23 protein-coding genes are annotated in these 21,383 nt (G+C 60.0%); 16 read left to right on the top strand and 7 right to left on the bottom strand.

Annotated elements, in window-relative coordinates:
- Positions 1-33: 33 nt before the first annotated feature.
- Together PSTU_RS0113615 and PSTU_RS0113610 are read right to left on the bottom strand one after the other, a co-directional pair.
- A complete protein-coding gene (locus PSTU_RS0113615) occupies positions 34-1,689 on the bottom strand; it encodes a cation acetate symporter (RefSeq protein ID WP_019341577.1) in 1,656 nt (551 codons plus the stop codon).
- Complete coding sequence (locus PSTU_RS0113610) at positions 1,689-2,003, bottom strand: DUF485 domain-containing protein (RefSeq protein ID WP_019341576.1); 315 nt, start codon at positions 2,001-2,003, stop codon at positions 1,689-1,691. Before PSTU_RS0113610 ends, PSTU_RS0113615 begins: the two co-directional genes overlap by 1 nt.
- 270 nt (positions 2,004-2,273) lie before the next feature.
- On the opposite strand from PSTU_RS0113610, the gene PSTU_RS0113605 reads away from it, so the two are divergent.
- The 4 genes from PSTU_RS0113605 (at position 2,274) to PSTU_RS0113590 (ending at position 5,843) form a co-directional block, all read left to right on the top strand.
- Positions 2,274-2,498, top strand: a complete 225-nt coding sequence (locus tag PSTU_RS0113605) for a DUF2061 domain-containing protein (protein WP_019341575.1) — start codon at positions 2,274-2,276, stop codon at positions 2,496-2,498.
- A 352-nt stretch (positions 2,499-2,850) separates the two neighbouring features.
- On the top strand, positions 2,851-4,143 hold the full coding sequence (locus tag PSTU_RS0113600) for a serine protein kinase PrkA (RefSeq protein WP_019341574.1): 1,293 nt from the start codon (positions 2,851-2,853) through the stop codon (positions 4,141-4,143).
- Positions 4,144-4,195: 52 nt separating this feature from the next.
- Positions 4,196-4,906 (top strand): VacJ family lipoprotein, encoded by a 711-nt coding sequence (locus PSTU_RS0113595; RefSeq protein ID WP_051127894.1) that lies wholly within the window; start codon positions 4,196-4,198, stop codon positions 4,904-4,906.
- Between the two features lie 91 nt (positions 4,907-4,997).
- Positions 4,998-5,843 carry a pirin family protein gene (locus PSTU_RS0113590; RefSeq protein WP_019341572.1) on the top strand — a complete coding sequence of 282 codons (846 nt, stop codon included), beginning with the start codon at positions 4,998-5,000 and terminating at the stop codon, positions 5,841-5,843.
- Here PSTU_RS0113590 and PSTU_RS0113585 read toward each other — a convergent pair.
- The gene (locus PSTU_RS0113585) at positions 5,833-6,783 is read right to left on the bottom strand and encodes a lipid A biosynthesis lauroyl acyltransferase (RefSeq protein ID WP_029404780.1); all 951 of its coding nucleotides are present in this window, start codon (positions 6,781-6,783) and stop codon (positions 5,833-5,835) included. The genes PSTU_RS0113590 and PSTU_RS0113585 overlap by 11 nt on opposite strands.
- 160 nt (positions 6,784-6,943) lie before the next feature.
- On the opposite strand from PSTU_RS0113585, the gene minC reads away from it, so the two are divergent.
- From minC to PSTU_RS0113565, 4 genes are all read left to right on the top strand, one after another.
- Positions 6,944-7,675: a septum site-determining protein MinC gene (minC, locus tag PSTU_RS0113580; protein WP_019341570.1), complete on the top strand. Its 732-nt coding sequence runs from the start codon at positions 6,944-6,946 to the stop codon at positions 7,673-7,675.
- 91 nt (positions 7,676-7,766) lie between these two features.
- Positions 7,767-8,582, top strand: a complete 816-nt coding sequence (gene minD / locus PSTU_RS0113575) for a septum site-determining protein MinD (RefSeq protein WP_019341569.1) — start codon at positions 7,767-7,769, stop codon at positions 8,580-8,582.
- On the top strand, positions 8,579-8,836 hold the full coding sequence (minE, locus tag PSTU_RS0113570) for a cell division topological specificity factor MinE (RefSeq protein ID WP_019341568.1): 258 nt from the start codon (positions 8,579-8,581) through the stop codon (positions 8,834-8,836). The genes minD and minE overlap by 4 nt, the downstream gene beginning before the upstream one ends.
- An 83-nt stretch (positions 8,837-8,919) precedes the next feature.
- A complete protein-coding gene (locus PSTU_RS0113565) occupies positions 8,920-9,555 on the top strand; it encodes an RluA family pseudouridine synthase (RefSeq protein ID WP_019341567.1) in 636 nt (211 codons plus the stop codon).
- A 122-nt stretch (positions 9,556-9,677) separates the two neighbouring features.
- On the opposite strand, the gene PSTU_RS0113560 is transcribed toward PSTU_RS0113565, so the two are convergent.
- Both PSTU_RS0113560 and PSTU_RS0113555 read right to left on the bottom strand, forming a co-directional pair.
- On the bottom strand, positions 9,678-11,339 hold the full coding sequence (locus tag PSTU_RS0113560; protein ID WP_019341566.1) for a DEAD/DEAH box helicase: 1,662 nt from the start codon (positions 11,337-11,339) through the stop codon (positions 9,678-9,680).
- A gap of 449 nt (positions 11,340-11,788) precedes the next feature.
- Positions 11,789-12,538, bottom strand: a complete 750-nt coding sequence (locus PSTU_RS0113555) for a spermidine synthase (RefSeq protein WP_019341565.1) — start codon at positions 12,536-12,538, stop codon at positions 11,789-11,791.
- Positions 12,539-12,655: 117 nt separating this feature from the next.
- Between PSTU_RS0113555 and PSTU_RS0113550 the strand changes: the two genes are divergently transcribed.
- Complete coding sequence (locus tag PSTU_RS0113550; RefSeq protein WP_019341564.1) at positions 12,656-14,005, top strand: class II 3-deoxy-7-phosphoheptulonate synthase; 1,350 nt, start codon at positions 12,656-12,658, stop codon at positions 14,003-14,005.
- A gap of 208 nt (positions 14,006-14,213) precedes the next feature.
- Here the strand turns inward: PSTU_RS0113550 and ttcA are convergent, their stop codons facing one another.
- Positions 14,214-15,038 carry a tRNA 2-thiocytidine(32) synthetase TtcA gene (gene ttcA, locus PSTU_RS0113545; RefSeq protein ID WP_029404779.1) on the bottom strand — a complete coding sequence of 275 codons (825 nt, stop codon included), beginning with the start codon at positions 15,036-15,038 and terminating at the stop codon, positions 14,214-14,216.
- 111 nt (positions 15,039-15,149) lie between these two features.
- Here ttcA and PSTU_RS0113540 point away from each other — a divergent pair, with 111 nt between their 5' ends.
- The 4 genes from PSTU_RS0113540 (at position 15,150) to PSTU_RS0113525 (ending at position 17,871) form a co-directional block, all read left to right on the top strand.
- A complete protein-coding gene (locus PSTU_RS0113540) occupies positions 15,150-15,779 on the top strand; it encodes a DNA-J related domain-containing protein (protein ID WP_019341562.1) in 630 nt (209 codons plus the stop codon).
- Between the two features lie 137 nt (positions 15,780-15,916).
- Complete coding sequence (locus PSTU_RS0113535) at positions 15,917-16,516, top strand: Yip1 family protein (RefSeq protein WP_019341561.1); 600 nt, start codon at positions 15,917-15,919, stop codon at positions 16,514-16,516.
- A gap of 140 nt (positions 16,517-16,656) precedes the next feature.
- The gene (locus PSTU_RS0113530) at positions 16,657-17,322 is read left to right on the top strand and encodes a Yip1 family protein (RefSeq protein WP_019341560.1); all 666 of its coding nucleotides are present in this window, start codon (positions 16,657-16,659) and stop codon (positions 17,320-17,322) included.
- 54 nt (positions 17,323-17,376) lie between these two features.
- On the top strand, positions 17,377-17,871 hold the full coding sequence (locus PSTU_RS0113525; RefSeq protein WP_019341559.1) for a SprT family zinc-dependent metalloprotease: 495 nt from the start codon (positions 17,377-17,379) through the stop codon (positions 17,869-17,871).
- Positions 17,872-17,883: 12 nt separating this feature from the next.
- On the opposite strand, the gene PSTU_RS0113520 is transcribed toward PSTU_RS0113525, so the two are convergent.
- Entirely contained in the window at positions 17,884-19,068 is a 1,185-nt protein-coding gene (locus PSTU_RS0113520; protein WP_019341558.1) for an MFS transporter, read from the bottom strand.
- A 277-nt stretch (positions 19,069-19,345) separates the two neighbouring features.
- Here PSTU_RS0113520 and PSTU_RS0113515 point away from each other — a divergent pair, with 277 nt between their 5' ends.
- The 3 genes from PSTU_RS0113515 to napA all read left to right on the top strand — a co-directional run.
- Complete coding sequence (locus PSTU_RS0113515) at positions 19,346-19,516, top strand: nitrate reductase (RefSeq protein WP_019341557.1); 171 nt, start codon at positions 19,346-19,348, stop codon at positions 19,514-19,516.
- A 74-nt stretch (positions 19,517-19,590) separates the two neighbouring features.
- On the top strand, positions 19,591-19,851 hold the full coding sequence (locus tag PSTU_RS0113510) for a chaperone NapD (protein WP_019341556.1): 261 nt from the start codon (positions 19,591-19,593) through the stop codon (positions 19,849-19,851).
- A partial coding sequence (gene napA / locus PSTU_RS0113505; RefSeq protein ID WP_019341555.1) for a nitrate reductase catalytic subunit NapA occupies positions 19,848-21,383 on the top strand: 1,536 nt, incomplete at its 3' end. The genes PSTU_RS0113510 and napA, both read left to right, overlap by 4 nt.

Below are 21,383 nucleotides of genomic sequence, written 5' to 3'. Positions count from 1 at the left end.
CCCGAAGGCTGCCTTTCGTTACAAAACCCAGTATCAGTGGGCGACCGCACCAGTCGAGCCGAGGCCAGTCTGCGAGCGGATGAACTGCGGGAAGAAGCGCGCGCGCTCTTCGGCAGCCATCTTAGACTTGTCTGTAACCGAGAAGAACCACAGGCCGGCGAAGGACGCAATCATGGCGAACAGAGCCGGGTACTTGTACGGGAAGATGGCCTTCTCGAAGTGCAGCACGTCGACCCATACCGTCGGGCTGAGAATGGTTAGCAGCAATGCCGTACCCAGGCCCATCGCGCCGCCGATCAGCGCGCCGCGTGTGGTCAGGTTCTTCCAGTACATCGAGAGGAACAGGATCGGGAAGTTGCAGCTGGCGGCAACCGAGAACGCCAGGCCGACCATGAAGGCGATGTTCTGATTCTCGAACGCGACGCCGAGCAGGATAGCCAGCACACCCAATGCCAGCGTAGTGCGCTTGGTCACTTTCATCTCGTCCTCTTCCCTGGCCTTGCCCTTCTTGATCACGCAGGCGTAGAGATCATGGGCGACGGCGGAAGCACCGGCCAGCGCCAGACCCGAGACCACCGCCAGAATGGTGGCGAAGGCCACTGCCGAGATGAAGCCCAGGAACAGGTTGCCGCCGACCGCTGAAGCCAGGTGAATGGCGACCATGTTGGTGCCGCCGATGATGGCCCCCGAGGCGTCCTTGAAGCTTGGGTTGGTGCTGACCAGCAGGATCGCGCCGAAACCGATGATGAAGGTCAGGATGTAGAAGTAACCAATGAAGCCCGTTGCGTAGAACACGCTTTTGCGCGCTTCCTTGGCATCGGCAACGGTGAAGAAGCGCATCAGGATGTGCGGCAGACCGGCAGTGCCGAACATCAACGCCAGGCCCAGCGAGATCGCCGAGATCGGGTCGGAAACCAGGCCGCCCGGGCTCATGATCGCCTGATGGCTCGGGTGCAGCGCGACCGCGTCGGAGAACAGGCGGCTGAAATCGAAGCCAACGTTATACATGACCATAACGGCCATGAAGGTTGCGCCGGCCAGCAGCAGGACAGCCTTGATGATCTGTACCCAGGTGGTCGCGAGCATGCCGCCGAACATGACGTACATGACCATCAGCACGCCGACCATCACCACCGCGACCAGATAGTCGAGGCCGAATAGCAATTGAATCAGCTTGCCCGCACCAACCATTTGCGCGATCAGGTAGAAGGCCACCACGATCAGCGAACCGCATGCGGAAAGGATACGGATCTGCGTCTGCCCCAGGCGGTAGGAGGCGACGTCGGAAAAGGTGAACTTGCCCAGGTTGCGCAGGCGCTCAGCCATCAGGAACAGAATGATCGGCCAGCCCACCAGGAAGCCGATCGAATAGATCAGGCCGTCGTAGCCGCTGGTGAAGACCAGCGCGGAAATACCGAGAAATGACGCTGCGGACATGAAGTCGCCAGCGATCGCCAATCCGTTCTGAAAGCCGGTGATGCTACCGCCGGCGGTGTAGTAATCGGAGGTAGACGTGTTGCGTTTGGCCGCCCATTTGGTGATACCCATCGTGAATACGATGAATACGATGAACATGGAAATGGCGGTCCAGTTGGTCGGCTGTTTCTGCACTTCGCCGGTCAGGGCGTCAGCAAACAGCGCCGGAGCAACTGCCATCAGAGCAGCTGCGGTCAGCAGGCGAGCAAGCATTATTTCTGAGCCTCGTTGAGGATGTCTTGGGTGATGCGGTCAAACTCGCCGTTGGCGCGTTGCACGTAGATTCCCGTCAGCACGAACGACATGAAGATCAAGCCCAGACCCGCCGGGATGCCCCAGGTGGTGGCAGAGCCTGTGCTCAAAGGTGTTCCCAGAACCGCAGGGTCAAAGGCGATAACCAGGATGAAAGCGAAGTACGCGGTGAGCATGATGGTCGCGAGCATCCAGGCGAAACGACCACGCTTGGTAACCAGGTCCTGGAATCGTGGATCAGCATTGATTTGCTGAATTACGGTCTCGTTGTTCATTGGGGTCTCCACACAGTCCTCTGCCCACACATGAAGGCAGGGCGGCTACTTTAGGGCCGACCCGTTCGAACACCACTCGACCATAGTCTTGTTTTTATTTCGTCAAACGCCCGGACCAGACGCGCCTGTGCGGTTTCCCTTGATAGTCAGAGGGGCTATAGAACATTGCTATGCCGATTATCAACCGCGACGATTTCCTGGCTCGCGCAAAGAGGACCACACTCCATCTCATTCGAGAACATTTCTCGAAAACCTTTGGAGTGCGCTGCCATGATCAAGACCGTAACCTTCACCCTGATGCACTTCTGCATCGCTTTTACGGTTACTTATGCGCTGACCGGAAGCGTCGCGGCTGGCGGACTGGTGGCAGCGATCGAGCCTCTGTGCAATTCAGTCGGTTTCTATTTCCACGAGAAAATCTGGCAGCGCCTGGGCAAAGGCCAAGGGCAAGCGGAACAGATACCGACCCACGCCTGGCTCCATCACCAGGCGTGAAATCCCGTCGCAATCGCGGCCGAACTTCGTGACCGGCAAAAGCTGCACGCATGACCAAATGGTCACTACAAGAACCTGCAGCTCGTCGATAAGGCTTTTTGCTATGAACTAGCGGGAGGACGCAACCAGCCGGCTTAGTTATGGTCAATGCTTAGCGAAGCGACATGCCATGAGCGTTTGCAGGCATTATCGGAGCACGCGTTATGTTCCTCAGCGGGCTAAGCCGTGATCCCCGCGAAGAGCGACAGGGCGGGACTCAAACCTTCCACGAAAGACCGAACGCCCATCGCAGCCGATATCATCTCTGCATCTACCAAGCCGAACCCCACCGAAGTCACCGGAGATCCTACATATGCGCGTGCTGCTGTGTCTGAGCGCACTGCTCGCACTGGTCGTTATGCCCGCCCACGCGGCCGACATCAGCGTCGAACAATACGGCTATCCGCTGAGCAACCCATTCGAGGCAACGATAGCCACCACACCGGTGGCACTGCGCGCCGAGCTGCCAGGCGATGATGACATTGACCAGGCGGACTACAGCATTCGATTACGTCCAGAGCGTGAATTCATCCTGCCCGAGAACTTCTGGGCGGTAAAACGCCTGACATACCGGCTGGCAAAGCAGCCCGGTCCGGCGCCACTGATGTTCATCATTTCCGGCACCGGAGCGAGCTATTCGGCAGGCAAGACCGAGTCGCTCAAACGATTGTTCTACGGGGCTGGCTACCACGTGGTGCAACTGTCATCTCCCACCAGTTTCGACTTTATCGCCGCCGCCTCGCGCTACGCGACGCCAGGCTATAGCCCAGGCGATGCGAAGGATCTCTACCGGGTGATGCAAGCCATTCGCGCCCAGCAGCACGATCTACCGGTAACCGAATTCAACCTGCTGGGCTACAGCCTCGGCGCGCTCAACGCCGCCTTCGTCAGCAAGCTCGATGAGACGCGGCAGAGTTTCGACTTCAAGCGCGTGTTGATGGTCAATCCACCGGTGAACCTCTACACCTCGATCAGCAACCTCGACAAGCTGGTGCAGACCCAAGTCGATGCCATCGACAGCACAACCACCTTTTACGAAGTGATTCTGGAAAAGCTTACGCGCTATTACCGGCAGCAAGGCACGATCAATCTGGACGAGGCGATGCTGTTCGACTTCCAGCAATCCGCGCTGCGGCTGACGGACGAGCAGATGGCCATGCTGATTGGGTCGGTGTTTCGCTTCTCGGCGGCAGACATTGCCTTCACGTCCGATTTGATCAACCGCCGCGGCCTGATCGTGCCGCCCGAGTACCCGATCGATGAAGGCACGAGTCTCGAGCCGTTCTTCCGCCAAGCGCTGCTTTGCGATTTCGATTGTTATATCACCGAGCAACTGATCCCCATGTGGCGGGCGCAGCAGGACGGCGGAAGCATGGCGCAACTGATCCAGCAGGTCAGTCTGTATGCGCTCGAGGATTACATGCGCAACAGCCCGAAGATCGGCGTCATGCATAACGCCGATGACATCATTCTCGGCGCGGGCGATCTGGGCTTCCTTCGCCGCACCTTCGGTGACCGGATGAAGCTTTACCCTCGCGGTGGCCACTGCGGCAACCTTACCTACCGGGTCAACGCCCAGGATATGTTGGAGTTTTTCCGTGGCTAGACGCTTTTTGTTTGCATCGCTTTTGCTCGTCGGCAGCCTCGCTCACGCCCAGATGCAGATCCCCGATGAGGACGGATTCACTCATCCATTACGCAACCTGCAGTTCAATCCGGGCCTGGATCAGCATGAGTTCGAGCGCGCCAGTTACGAAGCGCTGAATATCTATGACCCCTGGGAGTCACTGAACCGGCGCATGTACTACTTCAACTATCGACTGGATCAGTTCGTGATGTTGCCTGCCGTGCGCGGCTACCGTTACGTCACGCCGAAGATCGTGCGGACCGGCGTCAGCAACTTCTTCGATAACCTCGGGGAAATCCCGACACTTTTCAACAGCGTCGCTCAGCTCAAGGGCGAGCGCGCCATGACCACCACGGCGCGCCTGCTGTTCAACACGATCCTTGGCATCGGAGGCGTCTGGGACCCTGCATCGCGCATGGGTTTGCCCCGCTATAACGAGGATTTCGGTCAGACCCTTGGCTTCTATGGCGTACCCCACGGCCCGTACCTGATCCTGCCGGCGCTCGGCCCGTCCAACCTGCGGGACACAGCGGGCCAGGCAGTGGATTTCGGCGTCGAGCGGCAGGTCGACTACTTCAGCTACGCCCAAGCCAGCGGTGGAGAATTCGGCCTCACGGCGCTGCGATTGATCGACATCCGCCACACCACGCCACTGCGTTACGGCCAGCTCAACTCGCCGTTCGAGTACGAGAAGGTCCGCTACGTCTATACCCGCGCGCGGGAGCTGCAGATCGGAGAATGATCGATTTGATCGATGCAATCGGTTCGAATTTCGCATAAACGAATCGAGTCGCTAGCCGTAGTCTTAACCCATCTGTCCATGGAGCGAAGCTATGACCACGCGCGACATTCTTTCCATCAGCACCGGCCGCGCCACCTCTGACGGCGCCGGCGTCAGCCTGACGCGACTGTTCGGGGGCGCCGCACCGGAGCGCTTCGATCCCTTCCTGATGCTCGACGAGTTCGGCTCGGACAACCCGGACGAGTATATCGCCGGCTTTCCGGCGCACCCGCACCGCGGCTTTGAGACGATTACCTACATGCTCGAAGGCCGCATGCGCCACGAGGATCACCTCGGTAATGTCGGCCTGCTGGAGAGCGGCGGCGTACAGTGGATGACCGCCGCACGCGGCGTCATTCACAGCGAGATGCCTCAACAGGAACACGGCGTGATGCGCGGTTTCCAGCTGTGGCTCAACCTGCCGGCGAAAAACAAGCTGGACGAACCGAGCTACCGAGACTTCTCCCCTGCCGAAATTCCGCGGATAACGCTACCGACTGGTGTCGAGGCGGTCGTGATCGCCGGCCAGCTCTGCGCCGAAGGCGTCACACAAGCCGGTGCTGTGCAACGACCGGATACCGAGCCACAGCTGTTCGATCTGCATCTTCCCGCCGGCACAGGGTTAAGCCCACAGCTGTCCGACGGGCTGCGAGTGATCCTCTATGTGTTCGAGGGCGAATTGTTGGTAGGCCGGCAACGCCTCGAGAAAAAGCAGCTGGCCAGGCTCTCGGAACAGGGCGAGCTGGCGCTTTCAACCAGCAGCGGCGCCCGCGTTCTGCTCCTGGCAGGCCGCCCGATCGGCGAACCGATTGTGCAGTACGGGCCGTTCGTGATGAACAGCCGCGAAGAGATCGAGCAGGCGCTGCGCGACTTCCGCGGCGGCGTGTTTACAGACTGACCGGCTTCTTCGGACGCTTGCGGTAAAGACTCGGATCTCCCGCCGGTCGCGTCTTGAAGCGCCGGTGGGCCCACAGATACTGCTCAGGGTGTTGCCTGACCGAGTCTTCGATCCACTCGTTGATTCGGCGGCAGTCGGCCTCCTCGCTTTCACCGGGAAAATCGTCCAATGGCGGATGCACCACCAGGCTGTAGCCCTTTCCGTCAGGTAGGCGTTCCAGCGTGTAAGGCACCACCCTGGCGCGTCCCAGGCGGGCGAATTTTGTCGTAGCGGTCACGGTTGCCGCCTGAATACCGAACCAGGGTACGAAGATGCTCTGCTTACGTCCGTAATCCTGGTCCGGCGCATACCAGATCGCCCGACCCGCACGCAGGACCTTGAGCATGGCACGCACATCCTCGCGTTCGATCGCCGTCGCATCCTGGTTATGCCGCTCCCGGCCACGCCGCTGCACATAATCGAACACCGGGTTCTTGTGCTCGCGGTACATGCCATCGATGGTGTGCCACTGACCGAGCAGCGCTCCACCGATTTCCAGCGTGGTGAAGTGCAGCGTCATCAGGATCACGCCCTGACCTTGCGCCTGTGCTTGCTGCAGATGTTCGAGCCCTTGGATTTGCGCCAGTCGCTGCAAACGCGACTTGGGCCACCACCAGCTCATAGCCATTTCGAAGAAGGCAATGCCGGTCGAGGCAAAGTTCTCGCGCAGCAGTCGCTCACGCTCCTTGTCGCTCAGTTCAGGAAAACACAGCTGCAGATTGCGCCGCGCAATCTGCCGTCTCGAGCGCGCAACCCGATACATCAGTGCGCCCAGTCCGCGTCCCAGCAGCAACAGCATCCGATAGGGCAACTGCACCACCAACCACAGCAAACCGAGGCCAAGCCACAGCAACCAGAAACGCGGGTGAAGAAATGATGAGCGGAAACGAGGACGATCCATTGGCAAGCCCGAACCGATGAAAGCGCGCATTCTAGCGATAAATTGCCCGCCAATGCGGCAGCATCGCGATGCACGGCACCCGTCCGACGGTGCTGGTGAGACTTGCAGGCGGCAGCCTCCCCCGCTATAAGTCCTCGCCATTTACCGCAGCAGGCAGACCATGAGCCAAGCCGATCTCACCGACCAAGCCCCCGTGTTCCAGCTCAAGGGCAGCATGCTCGCCATCACCGTGCTGGAGCTGACACAGAACGACCTGCAGCGTCTGGATCAGCAGCTCGCCGTCAAGGTCGAACAGGCCCCGGATTTCTTCAACAATACCCCGCTGGTGCTGGCCCTGGACAAGCTCCCGGCCGATTGCAACCTCGACCTGCCCGCGCTCATCGCGCTCTGCCGCAAGCACGGCCTGCGTACCCTGGCGTTGCGTGCAGGCGATCCGCAGATTGTCGAAGCGGCCGGCCAGCTCGATTTGCCCATATTGCCGCCGTCGGGCGCTCGCGAACGCAAGCTCGACATCGCCAGCAAAGCGCCAGCCGAGCCCGCCAAACCGGCGGAGCCTACCTACCGACCTACACGTGTGATCACCAGCCCGATCCGTGGCGGCCAGCAGGTCTATGCCCAGGGTGGCGATCTGATCGTGCTCGCTGCGGTGAGCCCCGGAGCGGAACTTCTCGCCGATGGAAACATCCATGTGTACGGTCCGTTGCGTGGACGCGCGCTGGCAGGCATCAAGGGCGATACCAATGCACGCATTTTCTGCCAGCAACTGGCCGCTGAAATGGTCTCGATTGCCGGGCATTACAAAGTCGCCGAAGACCTTAGACGCGACCCTCTGTGGGCCGAAGCCGTACAGATGAAGCTATCCGGCGACGTGTTGAACATCACCCGCCTTTAACGGATACTGCCGCGAATTTTCAAGCACCAAAACGGGCGCACTGTAAGCCGACTCGGCTACGGGCCCGACTTCATATTTAGGGTGAATCACCTTGGCCAAGATCCTCGTAGTCACTTCCGGCAAGGGTGGCGTCGGTAAAACCACTTCCAGCGCCGCCATCGGTACCGGTCTCGCCTTGCGCGGCCACAAGACCGTCATCGTCGACTTCGACGTCGGTCTGCGTAATCTGGACCTGATCATGGGCTGCGAGCGCCGTGTGGTGTATGACTTCGTCAACGTCATTCAGGGCGATGCCACCTTGACCCAGGCTCTGATCAAGGACAAGCGTCTCGAAAACCTCTATGTGCTGGCCGCCAGCCAGACCCGCGACAAGGATGCACTGACGCTCGAGGGCGTTGGCAAGGTCATCGATGAGCTGGCCAAGACCTTTGAATTCGTCATCTGCGACTCCCCGGCCGGTATCGAAAAGGGTGCGCACCTGGCGATGTACTTCGCCGATGAAGCCATCGTCGTGACCAACCCGGAAGTCTCGTCGGTTCGCGACTCGGATCGCATGCTGGGCCTGCTGGCCAGCAAATCCCGCCGCGCCGAAAACGGCGAAGAGCCAATCAAGGAACACCTGCTGCTGACCCGCTACAACCCCGAGCGCGTGGTCAAAGGCGAAATGCTCGGCGTCGAAGATGTCGAGGAGATTCTTTCGATCCGCCTGCTGGGCGTGATCCCGGAATCCCAAGCCGTTCTGAAAGCCTCCAACCAGGGCGTACCGGTCATTCTTGATGACCAGAGCGATGCCGGCCAGGCGTACAGCGACGCGGTGGATCGCCTGCTGGGCAAGGACGTGAACCATCGCTTCCTCGATGTGAAGAAACAGGGCTTCTTGCAACGCCTGTTTGGAGGCCGCGAATGAACCTTCTCGACTTCTTTCGCGAACGCAAGAAGAAGGAAACGCCAGCCAACATTGCCAAGGAACGCCTGCAGATCATCGTCGCCCATGAGCGCGGCCAGCGTACGCAGCCGGACTATCTGCCAGCCTTGCAGAAAGAGTTGGTCGAGGTAATCCGCAAATACGTCAACATCGACAGCGATCAGGTCCAGGTCGCCCTGGAGGATCAGGGCAGTTGCTCGATCCTCGAACTGAACATCACCCTGCCGGATCGTTGATCGACCGGTTGTCGCCAGCACTTTGTGCAGCGACAGATCCATCGGCGACTTCGGTCGCCGATGTCGTTTGCGGAATCCGAAAAATGCCCCTCAGCAACATCCAGATCGTTCATCAAGACGCCGCTCTGCTGGTTATCAACAAGCCTACCCTGCTGCTATCGGTGCCCGGCCGCGCGGATGACAACAAGGATTGCCTGGTCACCCGGCTACAGGAGAACGGCTATCCGGAGGCGCGCATCGTCCACCGTCTGGATTGGGAAACCTCAGGCCTGATCGTGCTGGCGCGTGACGCTGACAGCCACCGCGAGCTCTCGCGACAGTTCCATGACCGCGAGACAGAAAAAGCTTACACCGCCTTATGCTGGGGCGAACCCGAGCAGGACAGCGGAAGCATCGATCTACCGCTGCGCTATGACCCTCCGACAAAACCACGGCATGTAGTCGATCATGAACTGGGCAAACACGCGCTGACATATTGGCGAGTCCTGGAACGCTTCGGTGATTACAGCCGGGTCGAGCTCACCCCGATCACTGGTCGCTCCCATCAGCTGCGCGTGCACATGCTTTCGATCGGCCACCCGCTACTGGGCGACCGGCTCTATGCGCACGAACAGGCCCTCGCCGCGCATGACCGGCTCTGCCTGCACGCCAGCATGCTTGCCCTGACCCATCCTCAAACTGGCGAACGCTTGCGCTTCGACTGCCCTGCCCCGTTCTGACTGGCGAACTGTCAATCGCTCTTACCCAGGCTCCACGAAGAACAAAAAAAAGGGTGGACCGAAGTCCACCCTTTCTGTTTCTGACGAGGCCCAGCCTTAGCGCGTGCCGCTGCAGCTAAGCATCAATCCTCGCGATAGCGACGCAGCTTCAGCTGCTTGCCGCCAACGCGGGTGTCCTTGAGTTTGCCGAGCAGGCGCTCAAGGCCTTCTTCCGGTAGTTCGACCAGGCTGAAGCTGTCGCGCACCTGGATGCGGCCGATGTCTTCACGGGCCAGGCCGCCCTCATTGAGGATGGCGCCGAGCAGGTTGCGCGCGGCGATGCCGTCGCGGGCACCGAGTGCAGTGCGGCAGCGGGCGCGGCCTTCGGCCAGCGGGACCGGGGCACGACGTTCGCGGTCGCCGCTGCGCTCTGGACGATCGGAGCGCTCGCGCGGGCTGCTGGTCGGCACCAGTGGTTGCTCTTTTTCGACTTGAGCCAGGGTCAGCGCCTGGCCATTGGTGGCCTTGCGCAACAGTGCGGCAGCCAGGGCGCGCGGGCTGCAACCGATGTCGGCGATCAGTTTGTCGAGCAGTTCACCGTGGCTTGCTTCGGCATCGGCTACCAGCGGCGACAGGCTGTTGGTCAGCTTTTTGATGCGCGCGTCCAGCACTTGCTGAGCGTTCGGCAGACGAGCTTCGGCGACCTTCTGGTTGGTGACGCGCTCGATGACCTGCAGCATGCGACGCTCACGCGGAGTCACCAGCAGCAACGCACGCCCTTCACGACCGGCACGGCCGGTACGACCGATACGGTGTACGTAGGATTCCGGATCGTAAGGCATGTCTACGTTGAACACGTGGGTGATACGCGCTACGTCGAGGCCACGGGCGGCGACGTCAGTGGCAACCACGATATCCAGGCGACCATCCTTGAGCGAGTCGATGACACGCTCACGCTGGTTCTGCGCGATGTCACCGTTCAGCGCGGCAGCCTTGTAGCCCTTGGCTTCCAACGCAGCAGCCAGATCCAGCGTGGCCTGCTTCGTACGCACGAAGGCGATCAGCGCATCGAAGTCTTCGACTTCCAGCAGACGCAGCACGGCCGGGATCTTCTGGTCGGCGTGGACCATCAGGTGCGCCTGCTCGATACGAGCGACTGTCTGGGTCTTGGCGGCAATCTTGATGTGCTGCGGCTCGCGCAGGTGCTTCTCGGCGATCGCGCGGATCGAATGCGGCAGGGTCGCGGAGAACAGCACGCTCTGACGACTTTCCGGCATGGCTTCGAAGATCACCTCGAGGTCATCCATGAAACCCAGCTTGAGCATTTCGTCGGCTTCGTCGAGCACCAGGAACTGGATTGTCGACAGCAGCGTGCTGTTGCGGCTCAGGTGGTCGACCAGACGGCCTGGGGTGGCGACGATGATCTGCGCGCCCTGGCGGATCGCCTTGAGCTGCGGACCCATCGGAGCGCCACCGTAGACAGCGACAACGCCAACGCCGGGCATCTGCTTGGAGTAGGTTTCAAATGCCGTGGCGACCTGCAAGGCAAGTTCGCGAGTCGGCGCGAGGATCAGCGCCTGCGGTTCCCGCTTGGCCGGGTCAATCTTGGACAGAATGGGCAACGCAAATGCAGCGGTCTTGCCGGTACCGGTCTGGGCCTGGCCGATCATGTCGTGGCCGCCGAGGATTACCGGGATAGCCTGGCTCTGGATCGCGGAAGGCTCTTCGTAGCCCACTGCGATGACTGCAGCGAGTACGGATGGATGAATACCGAGTGCGGCAAAGCCGCCGATTTCCTGGGTCATGGGTCTTTTCCTGATGCTCCGCAAAGACCCATGTTCCGAAGCTGCGCATGCCATGCAAAACCCGAAGGTCACCCTGGCAGCCTGGTCGGCGGGGTTTGCGAAAACGTAATGAATGATGAATCGTCTAGGACAGCCGCGAGAAGCGGAAAGCAGCCGAAGCAGCGCTTCGTGTGTTGCAGTACCTGAACGCAGGCTGAGTTTCAGCCGGCGCGTACTATACCGGAATTATGTGAAGCTGTGCGTGTAATTTGTCTTTGGAGTTAGGTTCACGAATGCGGGTTTTCTCGCAGCCCGCCGCCAGCCAAAGGCGGTGTCACCAGGGCGCGCGACTAATGGCGAAGGGTTCGAGTCAGCCTTGCGAGCAAGCTCGTTCCTACCAGAGCAACGTGCTAACCCGTCGTTTGCGAGACCTGTGCATCGTAATGGCGTCGATTGGCAGCATCGCGCAATCAGCTGGCCGGCCTTAGCGCGCCGATCAATGAATCCAGCGAGTAGCCCAGCCGCGGAGCCAACGTCGCGGCGCGTTCACGCAGGCCGGCCTCATTGAGCGTCTGCTCCAGATCGGCAGGTACGAACAGGACGACGTTACCCTCCTTCACCGGGCATTCCCAATAGTGACGGTGAAACAAACCGCGAAGCAGCGCCGCACCCAACGGCTTGTCCTCGTCGGTGCCCCACTGGTTGATGACCAACCAGCCGTCCGGATTCAGCTTTTGCTGGCAGCGTTCAAGAAAGCGCCACGCCAGATGCGCGGCTGCTGGGCCTAAGTCGGTGTAGAGGTCAACGAATATCAGATCGGCAGTTTCGGCCGAATCGAGCAGTTCCACCGCATCGCCAATGCGAATGTAAAGCCGCGAGTCATTCTGCAGGCCCATATACCGCATCGCCAGCTCAGGCACGTCCGGCCGTAGCTCGATGGCCTCAACGTCTTCCAGCGGCAGAACCTCAAGGCATGCCTGGGTCAGCGTGCCAGCACCTAGCCCGAGAAACAGCGCGGTTTCCGGCGCCGCATGCAGCAAGCCGCCCATCAACATGGCGCGCGTATAGTCATACTCCAGCCAGCTCGGGTCGCGGGTGAACACACAGCTTTGCTCGACCGCCGCGCCGAACTCGAGAAACCGGTACTCCCCTACCTCCAGCACACGGATCAAACCGAACGCGTCATGCACTTCGGCTAGCAACACTTCCTGCTTGTCCACTGCGCTCACTCCCAAACCGGTCGGCGCATCTTACCAGCCCGATTGGCAAGGGCTATCAGCGCCGAGCTGGCGCATCAGGTAAAATTCGCACACTTTTTACGGACGGAATAAATTTCCATGAGCCAAGCCTGGAGCCCCACCAGTTGGAGAAACAAGCCCATCCAGCAGCAGCCTGAGTATCCGGACGCCGCCCATCTGCAGCGCGTTGAGGCGACTCTAGCGAGCTTGCCGCCACTGGTGTTCGCTGGCGAGGCACGGGAGCTGCGCCGGCAATTCGCCGAGGTCACTCAGGGTCGCGCTTTTCTGCTGCAAGGCGGCGATTGCGCGGAAAGCTTCGCCGAGTTTTCCGCACCGAAAATCCGCGACACGTTCAAGGTGCTGCTGCAGATGGCGGTGGTGATGACCTTTGCCGCGGGCTGCCCGGTTATCAAGGTCGGGCGCATGGCGGGCCAGTTCGCCAAGCCGCGCTCGTCCGGTGGCGAGACCATCGACGGCGTTACCTTGCCGGCGTACCGCGGCGATATCGTTAACGGCATTGGCTTCGATGAGAAAAGCCGCGTACCGGATCCGGAGCGCCTGCTGCAGGCCTACCATCAATCGACGTCCAGCCTGAACCTGCTGCGCGCGTTCGCCCAGGGCGGCTTCGCCGACTTGCATCAGGTGCATCAGTGGAATCTCGATTTCATCGCCAATTCGCAGATGGCGGAGAAGTACCACCAGTTGGGCGCGCGGATCGACCAGGCGCTGAGATTCATGCGTGCCTGTGGAATGGACAATGCACCGCAGTTGCGCGAAACCAGCTTCTTCACCGCGCACGAGGCGCTGCTGCTGAATTACGAGCAGGCGTTTGTGCGCCAGGATAGCCTCACTGGCGGCTGGTATGACTGCTCGGCACACATGCTCTGGATCGGTGATCGTACGCGGCAGCTGGACGGCGCCCATGTGGAATTCCTGCGTGGCGTCGGTAACCCGATCGGCGTAAAGGTCGGGCCAAGCATGGACAGCGATGAGCTGATCCGCCTGATCGATACCCTCAATCCCGAGAACGATCCCGGCCGCCTTAACCTTATCGTGCGCATGGGTGCCGACAAGGTCCAAGAGGGCCTGCCACGGCTGATCCAGGCCGTGCAGTGTGAAGGTCGTCAAGTGCTGTGGAGCTCCGACCCGATGCACGGCAACACCATGAAAGCGTCCAGCGGCTACAAGACCCGGGACTTTGCTCGGGTACTGGCCGAAGTGCGGCAGTTTTTCGACGTGCATCGCGCCGAAGGCAGTTACCCCGGCGGGATTCACATCGAAATGACCGGGCAAAACGTCACCGAGTGCATCGGAGGTTCGCGCCCGATCACCGAAGACGGCCTCTGCGACCGTTACCACACCCACTGCGATCCGCGGCTCAACGCCGATCAGTCGCTGGAAATGGCCTTCATGATCGCTGAAACGTTGAAGCAGGTTCGACCGAGCTGACATTGCATACGCTGGGTTACACCCTGGCTCGGATGGCGAGCCGGGGCAAAACCTCACCTCAAACGACAGCGTAGATCGCTAGTATCAGAAGCACCGGGCCGATGCAGAACACCGCATGGCCCGCGACCAGGTTACAGTTGCCGTCGGGGCTGAAACACGCCCCACAAGAGCTTCCCTACGACTTATAGCTTGCAGCTTGCGGCTGCCGTTACACACTCATCACGTCGAAAAAGCGTGGCGTAGCGTCGTTGTCGATGCGCAGGCTGGTGAAATCGAACAGGTTGCGATCAGCCAGTTGAGACGGCACCACGTTCTGCAAGGCGCGGAACATGATCTCGACGCGACCCGGCGACTTGCGCTCCCACTCCTGCAGCATCTCCTTGACCACCTGGCGTTGCAGGTTTTCCTGCGAGCCGCAGAGGTTGCACGGGATGATCGGGAATTCCTTCATCTGCGAGTAGGCTTCGATATCCGCCTCGCTGCAGTAGGCCAACGGGCGAATCACTACGTTGCGCCCATCATCGGAAAGCAGCTTGGGCGGCATAGCCTTGAGGGTGCCGCCGTAGAACATGTTGAGGAAGAACGTCTCGAGGATGTCGTCACGGTGGTGACCGAGCGCCATTTTGGTCGCACCGATCTCGTCGGCGAAGGTATACAGCGTGCCGCGACGCAGGCGCGAGCACAGCGAGCAGGTGGTCCTGCCTTCCGGAATCTTCTCCTTGACCACCGAGTAGGTGTCCTTCTCGACGATGTGGTACTCGACACCGATGGATTTCAGGTACTCAGGCAGCACGTGCTCGGGGAAGCCGGGCTGCTTCTGGTCCATGTTCACGGCGACGATCTCGAACCTGACCGGCGCGACCTTTTGCAGGTATAGCAACACGTCGAGCATGGTGTAGCTGTCCTTGCCGCCGGACAGGCAGACCATCACCTTGTCGCCTTCCTCGATCATGTTGAAATCGGTGACCGCCTCGCCAGCAAGGCGACGCAGACGCTTCTGCAGTTTGTTCTGGTTGACCGAGAGGTTGCCCATTTCAGAGTCCGGTGAGATGCGAAAGGCGCGCATTTTACGCGCAAAAAGCACCAGTGCCCCACCCCATCCATCCAGCCATTTGCAACGCTGGCCTTATGCTAGGCTTTCGCCATGAATAATGATCTCGAATCCGACATGGACCTGGCCGAGCAGATATTCGTACTGCTGCGCGAACAGCCGGACGGCTGCAGCGAATACGAACTGATTCAGCAACTCAAGGCCCGTCATAGCACGCATATCCCGAACCTGCCGCTGCTCGACAAGCTGGTGCTGTTCCGTACCCATTTCCTCGTGTTCAACGCGTTGTACCGCTTGCGCGACCAGCTTTGGGGCGAGACGAGCCACAGCGTGCAGATTTCGCCGTTGTGCGTCCAGCTTCAACCCTACGTGCCCGGGGTCAGCGGTCTTGTTGAAAGCGATCCGCTGCGCGACTACTACCTCGACCTGACGAACCTCCGTGACACCGATGAGACAGAAGTGGAACGGTTACTGGCGAGCTTCTGGTCGCGCATGCGCGGCGATCACCTGGGTGAACGCAACGAAATATGGGATCCAGAGCAGAAGCGTGCAGCCCTGGAACTGTTCGAGCTGGATCAGGAAGCCGCGTCGTTGAGCCTGCATACCATCAAGCGCCGCTATCGTCAGTTGGTAAGCATTCACCACCCGGACCGAGGCGGCAGCACGACACGCCTGCAGTCAATCAATCTGGCGATGGAAATACTGCAACGCTATTACCGATAGGCTGATAGCTTCCAATTGCTCTAACCCATCCCGTACACCGTAACGCCTCCTCCCTATACTGCGACATAAGGTCGCACGCCCGTCCAACTGACGGCACGCCAGGCGAAGCGACCCTCCAAAACCGAGGAGACGCTGGCATGATCAATCACGTTTGGGGACTGTTTGCTCACCCTGGCCAGGAATGGCAGGAAATCACCGGAGAAGAACGCGCCGTAGGCCGTTTGCACCTTGGAGAGGTGGCGGCACTGGCGGCTATTCCCGCCATCTCGGCTTTCATCGGCACAACCCAGATCGGCTGGAGCATTGGCGGAGGCGAAGCGGTCAAGCTAACCGAAAGCAGTGCACTACAACTGACCATCCTTTCTTACCTGGCGATGCTTGCCGGCGTCGCCGTCATGGGTGGCTTCATCCACTGGATGTCCCGTACCTATGACGCCAGTCCAACGCTTGTCCAGTGCATCGTGTTCGCAGCGTACACCGCCACGCCACTGTTCGTCGGCGGGCTGGCCGCGCTCTACCCGGACATCTGGCTGGGAATGATCGTGGGTACGGCTGCAATCTGCTACACAACCTACCTGCTCTATGTTGGTCTGCCGACATTCATGAACATACCCTCCGATGAGGGTTTCCTGTTCTCCAGTTCGGTATTGGCTGTAGGGCTGGTGGTCCTGGTAGCGATTCTGGCGCTGTCGGTAATTACGTGGGGCATGGGCGTCGGGCCGATCTACATCCGCTAACCTCGCCAGCAACTGGGCCGACGCGATCGCCTTCAGCGTCGGCCCGTTTTCGTCTGCGACACAGTGGCGTTGAATCCCTGCCACGCTTGAGCGTCTATACCAGAAGGTTCGCGCTCAAGCATCGGCATCAGGAGGTCGCCATGACACCAGAATTCATCAGCCTGTTTACCCGGCCAGACCGAGCCTGGGAGATCATTCGCCAGAAGGAAGACGCTCACGGCTTGCATTACATGACGCATTTGCTGTTGTTGGCGCTGATTCCTGCGGTATGCCTGTTTATCGGTGTCACGTTCGTGGGCTGGAGCCTGGTCGAAGATGAACGCGTTCGGCTCACCATTACCAGTGCTTTGCAATTGTGCGTGTTGCTGTATCTGGCCATCGTCATCGGCACCGTGATCATGGGCTTCTTCGTACGCTGGATGGCTCGCGCGTTCGACGTACAACCCAGCCTCAATCAATGCATCGGCTTCGTCGCGTATGTGATCACGCCCTTCCTACTCGCCGGCGTGACGGGTCTGTACCCGAATCGCTGGTTTGCCGCCATTGTTCTGCTGATCGCAGGTATCTATTCCACGTATCTGCTGTTCACCGGCCTGCCCGCATTCATGCGCCAGCGCAGTTCGCAGAGCTTTCTCTACGCGAGCTCGATCTGGGCCGTGGCGTTGCTGGTGATGGTGACTATTCTGGTGTCCATGATTCTGTTCTGGTCGCAGTTCATCCAGCCGAACTATGAGCGCACAGACCAACAGGACCAGGCATATGGCACCCAGGAGGAACGGCCACAAAGCGAGCCCGGCGGTCTCTGAACGGTTGTCAGCCAGGCGTGATACGGCATAATTCGGGGCTTCTCCGGAGGCCCTATGCCCGATCAGCTACACGCCCGAGTCGAGGCCTGTTATCAACAGGCTGAAGCTTTTTTCAACAAGCGCTTCGAACGACCGCAAGTCAGCTTCAAACTGCGTGGGCAGAAAGCCGGCGTTGCGCATCTGACGACCAATCTGCTGCGCTTCAATCCGCAGCTGTATCAGGAAAACCGCGAGCACTTCCTGAAGCAGACCGTGGCTCACGAAGTGGCCCATCTGGTCGCTCACCAGATGTTCGGCGGTCGGATTCGCCCCCATGGTGAAGAGTGGCAATTGATCATGCGCGGCGTGTACGAACTGACTCCCGATCGCTGCCATAGCTACGCGATCAGCCGGCGGCAGACCAGCGCCTACATCTATCGCTGCGCCTGCCCCGAGCGCGATTTTCCGTTTACAGCGCAGCGCCATGCGTTGGTACGCAAAGGTCGCCGTTACTTCTGTCGCAGCTGCCGTGCCACCCTGGCCTTTAGCGGTGAACAGCGAATCGACTGACTGCCCAGCGCGTTACAGGCGACTGGCACGCCAGGCGGCAATCACGAACAGCGCAGCGAGCACCGCCATCAACGGCAGCCATCCCGCATGCTCCCATACGTAGCCCGCGGCATAACCCACCACACTCGAACCCAGGTAATAGGCGCACAGGTAAAGCGCCGACGCCTGCGCCTTCGCGCCCCTGGCATGCACCCCAACCTGCCCGCTGGCCACGGCATGCGCGGCGAAAAAGCCCAACGTGAACAACGCCAGTCCGGCCACGATCGCGATCAGCCAGGGCGTTGAGCACAGCCCCACACCCAAAAGCATCAGCACGACACCGCCTTGCAGCACCTTTCTCGCGCCCAGGCGTGGCACCAGCCGCCCGGCCCAACCCGCGCTGAAGATTCCGGCCAGATACACGGTAAACAGTAGACCGATGACGGTCGAGGAAAGACCGAACGGCGGCCCGGCCAGACGAAACCCAATGTAGTTGAACAAGGCGACGAAGCCGCCCATGAGCAGGAATGCCTGTAGGAACAGGTTACGCAGAATGGGGTTGCTCAGGTGCTCGGAAAAATTGCTCAGCAGCCCGCGCAGCGACAACGGTTGCGCCTTGAAATGACGAGAGGCCGGCAGCAGCCAGACGAAAGCTACCAGCGCTGCCAGACCCAAGCCGGCAATCCCGCCGAGCGCCAGTTGCCAACCACCAAGATCACTTAGCAGGCCCGACAGAAGCCTGCCCAAAAGCCCACCTAGAGCAGTTCCACCGATATACAGACCCATCGCTGCGGGCAACGATTCGGGGTCGAACTCCTCCCCCACGTAAGCCATCGCCAATGCCGGAAGCCCGCTGAGCGCTAGCCCCAGCAAGGCCCGCAACACAAGCAGCAGCGCCCAGGATTCCACCATTGCGCAAGCAAGACCGAGCAAGCCAGCCAACAGGAGTGCCACGCCCATGACACGCTTTCGTCCCCAGCTTTCGGCCAAGCCTCCAGCTATTAACAGGCAGAGCGCCAGCGACAGCGTCGTTAACGACAAAGCCAGGCTGCTGGTCGCTGCCGACACCGAAAAATGCGAGGCCAACAACGGCAGCAATGGCTGCACGCAATAGAGCATGGCAAAGGTTGCGAATCCGGCGCAGAACAGCGCCAGCGTTGCCCGATGATAAGCAGCGGTGCCGCGTTTCAGATGAGAATCAAACGAGTCACAAGGCATGGATACAATCCCTAGGCCCGCCACAGCGCGAGCTTAAAAAGCGGTGCAGCCTACCACAGCCTCTGCGGCACCAAGCCGCTTGCCAGAGCCGTTCCAGCGGGATATTACTACTGAACACGATCAACCAAGCGCGGCCAGCTAGAGCCCATTCCTTGATCCAGATCAATAACATCAGTTTTAGCCCATATAGCCGAAGTCAAATAGACAGCTGACTTTGATTAAGCAAAGAAGGCTAACTAGACTCGGCGAACGCCACTCCGATTTAAAGGTGAACGCAGTGCCGCACCATACCGATCCCACGCCTGCGGGTAAGCCCGAGGAAACACGGCTATTCCTCTTTCTGCTGGTCTTTCTCTTTCCGCTTTTGAGCGTCCTGACCGTATCGGGCTATGGCTTCATCGTCTGGATAAGCCAGTTGTTTTTCGGCCCGCCCGGCCCGCCGAGCTGATGGCCTGAAACATGAACACTCCCTTTCAATATTTACTTGCTCGTTTCAGGGCAGGTGGAGCTTCTTGACAAAAAATGACCGACGCCTTGCATATCGCGAGCCTCCTCGTGCACTGCCGCCCCGAGCTGATGGATGCAGTGAAACAGAACATCGTGCTATTGCCGGGCGCAGAGCTGCACCAGGAAAGCGCCGCCGGAAAAGTGGTGGTGGTCCTCGAGGCAGAGCATGAAAGCCGCATTCTTGACACCATCAGCCACATCCAACAATTGCCCGGCGTCCTCAACGCTGCTTTGATTTATCACGAACTCCTCAGCCCCGAAGGAGAGTCTGAATGAGCCTCACACGACGTCAATTCGCCAAAGCCAACGCCGCCGCTATCGCCGCCAGCGTGGCGGGCCTGCCGATCGCCACCAGCGCCAGCAACCTCGTTACTGACCCGCAGGCGACAGCACTCAAGTGGCACAAGGCGCCGTGCCGGTTCTGCGGTACCGGCTGCGGCGTAATGGTCGCCACCAGCGGCGACCGCGTCGTCGCCACACATGGCGATGTGAAGGCCGAGGTCAACCGCGGCATCAATTGCGTCAAAGGCTATTTCCTGTCGAAGATCATGTACGGCTCTGACCGCCTGACCGAACCGCTGCTGCGGATGAAAAACGGCAAGTACGACAAGCAAGGCGAATTCCAGCCGGTGAGCTGGGAACAAGCATTCGACATCATGGAAGAGAAGTTCAAGGCCGCGCTGCGTGACCACGGCCCCACCGCCGTCGGCATGTTCGGCTCCGGCCAGTGGACCGTTTGGGAAGGCTATGCGGCCAGCAAACTGATGAAGGCAGGCTTTCGCTCCAACAACCTGGACCCGAACGCACGTCACTGCATGGCCTCAGCTGCTGTCGGCTTCATGCGTACATTCGGCATGGACGAGCCCATGGGCTGCTATGACGATATCGAGGCCGCCGACGCGTTCGTGCTCTGGGGCTCGAACATGGCCGAGATGCATCCGGTGCTCTGGACCCGCGTGACCGACCGCCGCCTGAGCGCGCCGCATGTGAAAGTCGCCGTGATGTCGACCTTCGAGCACCGCAGCTTCGATCTCGCGGATATTCCGATGGTGTTCACCCCGCAGACCGATCTGGTGATTCTCAACTACATCGCCAACCACATTATCGAGAGTGGCGCAGTCAACCAGGACTTCATCAAGAATCACACAAAGTTCGCCAAAGGCAATACCAACATCGGTTATGGCCTACGGGCAACCGATCCGCGGGAAATCAAGGCCGAGAATGCCGCCAATGCAGGCGGTTGGACCGATATCAGCTTTGAGGACTATGCCGAGTTCCTCAAGCCCTACACCCTGGACCGCGCCGCTCGCGAGTCGGGTGTTCCGGCCGAACGGCTGAAGATGCTGGCCGAGCTCTATGCCGATCCGAAAACCAAGGTGATGTCGTTCTGGACCATGGGTTTCAACCAGCACACCCGTGGGGTCTGGGCGAACAACATGATCTACAACATCCATTTGCTGACCGGAAAGATCAGCGAGCCCGGCAACAGCCCGTTCTCGCTTACCGGGCAACCGTCAGCCTGTGGCACCGCGCGTGAAGTCGGCACTTTTTCGCACCGTTTGCCCGCGGACATGGTCGTTACCAATCCCAAGCATCGCGCAGTCACCGAGAAGATCTGGAAACTGCCCGAAGGCACCATTCCGGAAAAGCCCGGCTACCATGCCGTGCAGCAAAGCCGCGAACTGAACGATGGCAACCTCAAGGTCTATTGGACCCAGGCCACCAACAACATGCAGGCCGGGCCGAACATCATGCAGGAAGTGTTGCCCGGCTGGCGCAACCCGGAAACCTTTGTCATCGTTTCAGAC

Origin of the sequence: Stutzerimonas stutzeri SDM-LAC, assembly GCF_000235745.1 — a bacterium.
GTDB classification, from domain to species: Bacteria; Pseudomonadota; Gammaproteobacteria; order Pseudomonadales; family Pseudomonadaceae; genus Stutzerimonas; species Stutzerimonas stutzeri_H.
Note: the sequence above shows the minus strand (reverse complement) of the source record. Positions and strands in the feature narration are given on the sequence as shown.

Excerpts from the sequence above, each read along its gene's own strand:
- PSTU_RS0113615 (WP_019341577.1), bottom strand. The coding sequence starts at position 1,689 with ATGCTTGCTCGCCTGCTGACCGCAGCTGCTCTGATGGCAGTTGCTCCG.
- PSTU_RS0113610 (WP_019341576.1), bottom strand. The coding sequence starts at position 2,003 with ATGAACAACGAGACCGTAATTCAGCAAATCAATGCTGATCCACGATTC.
- PSTU_RS0113605 (WP_019341575.1), top strand. The coding sequence starts at position 2,274 with ATGATCAAGACCGTAACCTTCACCCTGATGCACTTCTGCATCGCTTTT.
- PSTU_RS0113600 (WP_019341574.1), top strand. The coding sequence starts at position 2,851 with ATGCGCGTGCTGCTGTGTCTGAGCGCACTGCTCGCACTGGTCGTTATG.
- PSTU_RS0113595 (WP_051127894.1), top strand. The coding sequence starts at position 4,196 with ATGCAGATCCCCGATGAGGACGGATTCACTCATCCATTACGCAACCTG.
- PSTU_RS0113590 (WP_019341572.1), top strand. The coding sequence starts at position 4,998 with ATGACCACGCGCGACATTCTTTCCATCAGCACCGGCCGCGCCACCTCT.
- PSTU_RS0113585 (WP_029404780.1), bottom strand. The coding sequence starts at position 6,783 with ATGGATCGTCCTCGTTTCCGCTCATCATTTCTTCACCCGCGTTTCTGG.
- minC (WP_019341570.1), top strand. The coding sequence starts at position 6,944 with ATGAGCCAAGCCGATCTCACCGACCAAGCCCCCGTGTTCCAGCTCAAG.
- minE (WP_019341568.1), top strand. The coding sequence starts at position 8,579 with ATGAACCTTCTCGACTTCTTTCGCGAACGCAAGAAGAAGGAAACGCCA.
- PSTU_RS0113565 (WP_019341567.1), top strand. The coding sequence starts at position 8,920 with ATGCCCCTCAGCAACATCCAGATCGTTCATCAAGACGCCGCTCTGCTG.
- PSTU_RS0113560 (WP_019341566.1), bottom strand. The coding sequence starts at position 11,339 with ATGACCCAGGAAATCGGCGGCTTTGCCGCACTCGGTATTCATCCATCC.
- PSTU_RS0113550 (WP_019341564.1), top strand. The coding sequence starts at position 12,656 with ATGAGCCAAGCCTGGAGCCCCACCAGTTGGAGAAACAAGCCCATCCAG.
- ttcA (WP_029404779.1), bottom strand. The coding sequence starts at position 15,038 with ATGGGCAACCTCTCGGTCAACCAGAACAAACTGCAGAAGCGTCTGCGT.
- PSTU_RS0113540 (WP_019341562.1), top strand. The coding sequence starts at position 15,150 with ATGAATAATGATCTCGAATCCGACATGGACCTGGCCGAGCAGATATTC.
- PSTU_RS0113535 (WP_019341561.1), top strand. The coding sequence starts at position 15,917 with ATGATCAATCACGTTTGGGGACTGTTTGCTCACCCTGGCCAGGAATGG.
- PSTU_RS0113530 (WP_019341560.1), top strand. The coding sequence starts at position 16,657 with ATGACACCAGAATTCATCAGCCTGTTTACCCGGCCAGACCGAGCCTGG.
- PSTU_RS0113525 (WP_019341559.1), top strand. The coding sequence starts at position 17,377 with ATGCCCGATCAGCTACACGCCCGAGTCGAGGCCTGTTATCAACAGGCT.
- PSTU_RS0113520 (WP_019341558.1), bottom strand. The coding sequence starts at position 19,068 with ATGCCTTGTGACTCGTTTGATTCTCATCTGAAACGCGGCACCGCTGCT.
- PSTU_RS0113510 (WP_019341556.1), top strand. The coding sequence starts at position 19,591 with ATGACCGACGCCTTGCATATCGCGAGCCTCCTCGTGCACTGCCGCCCC.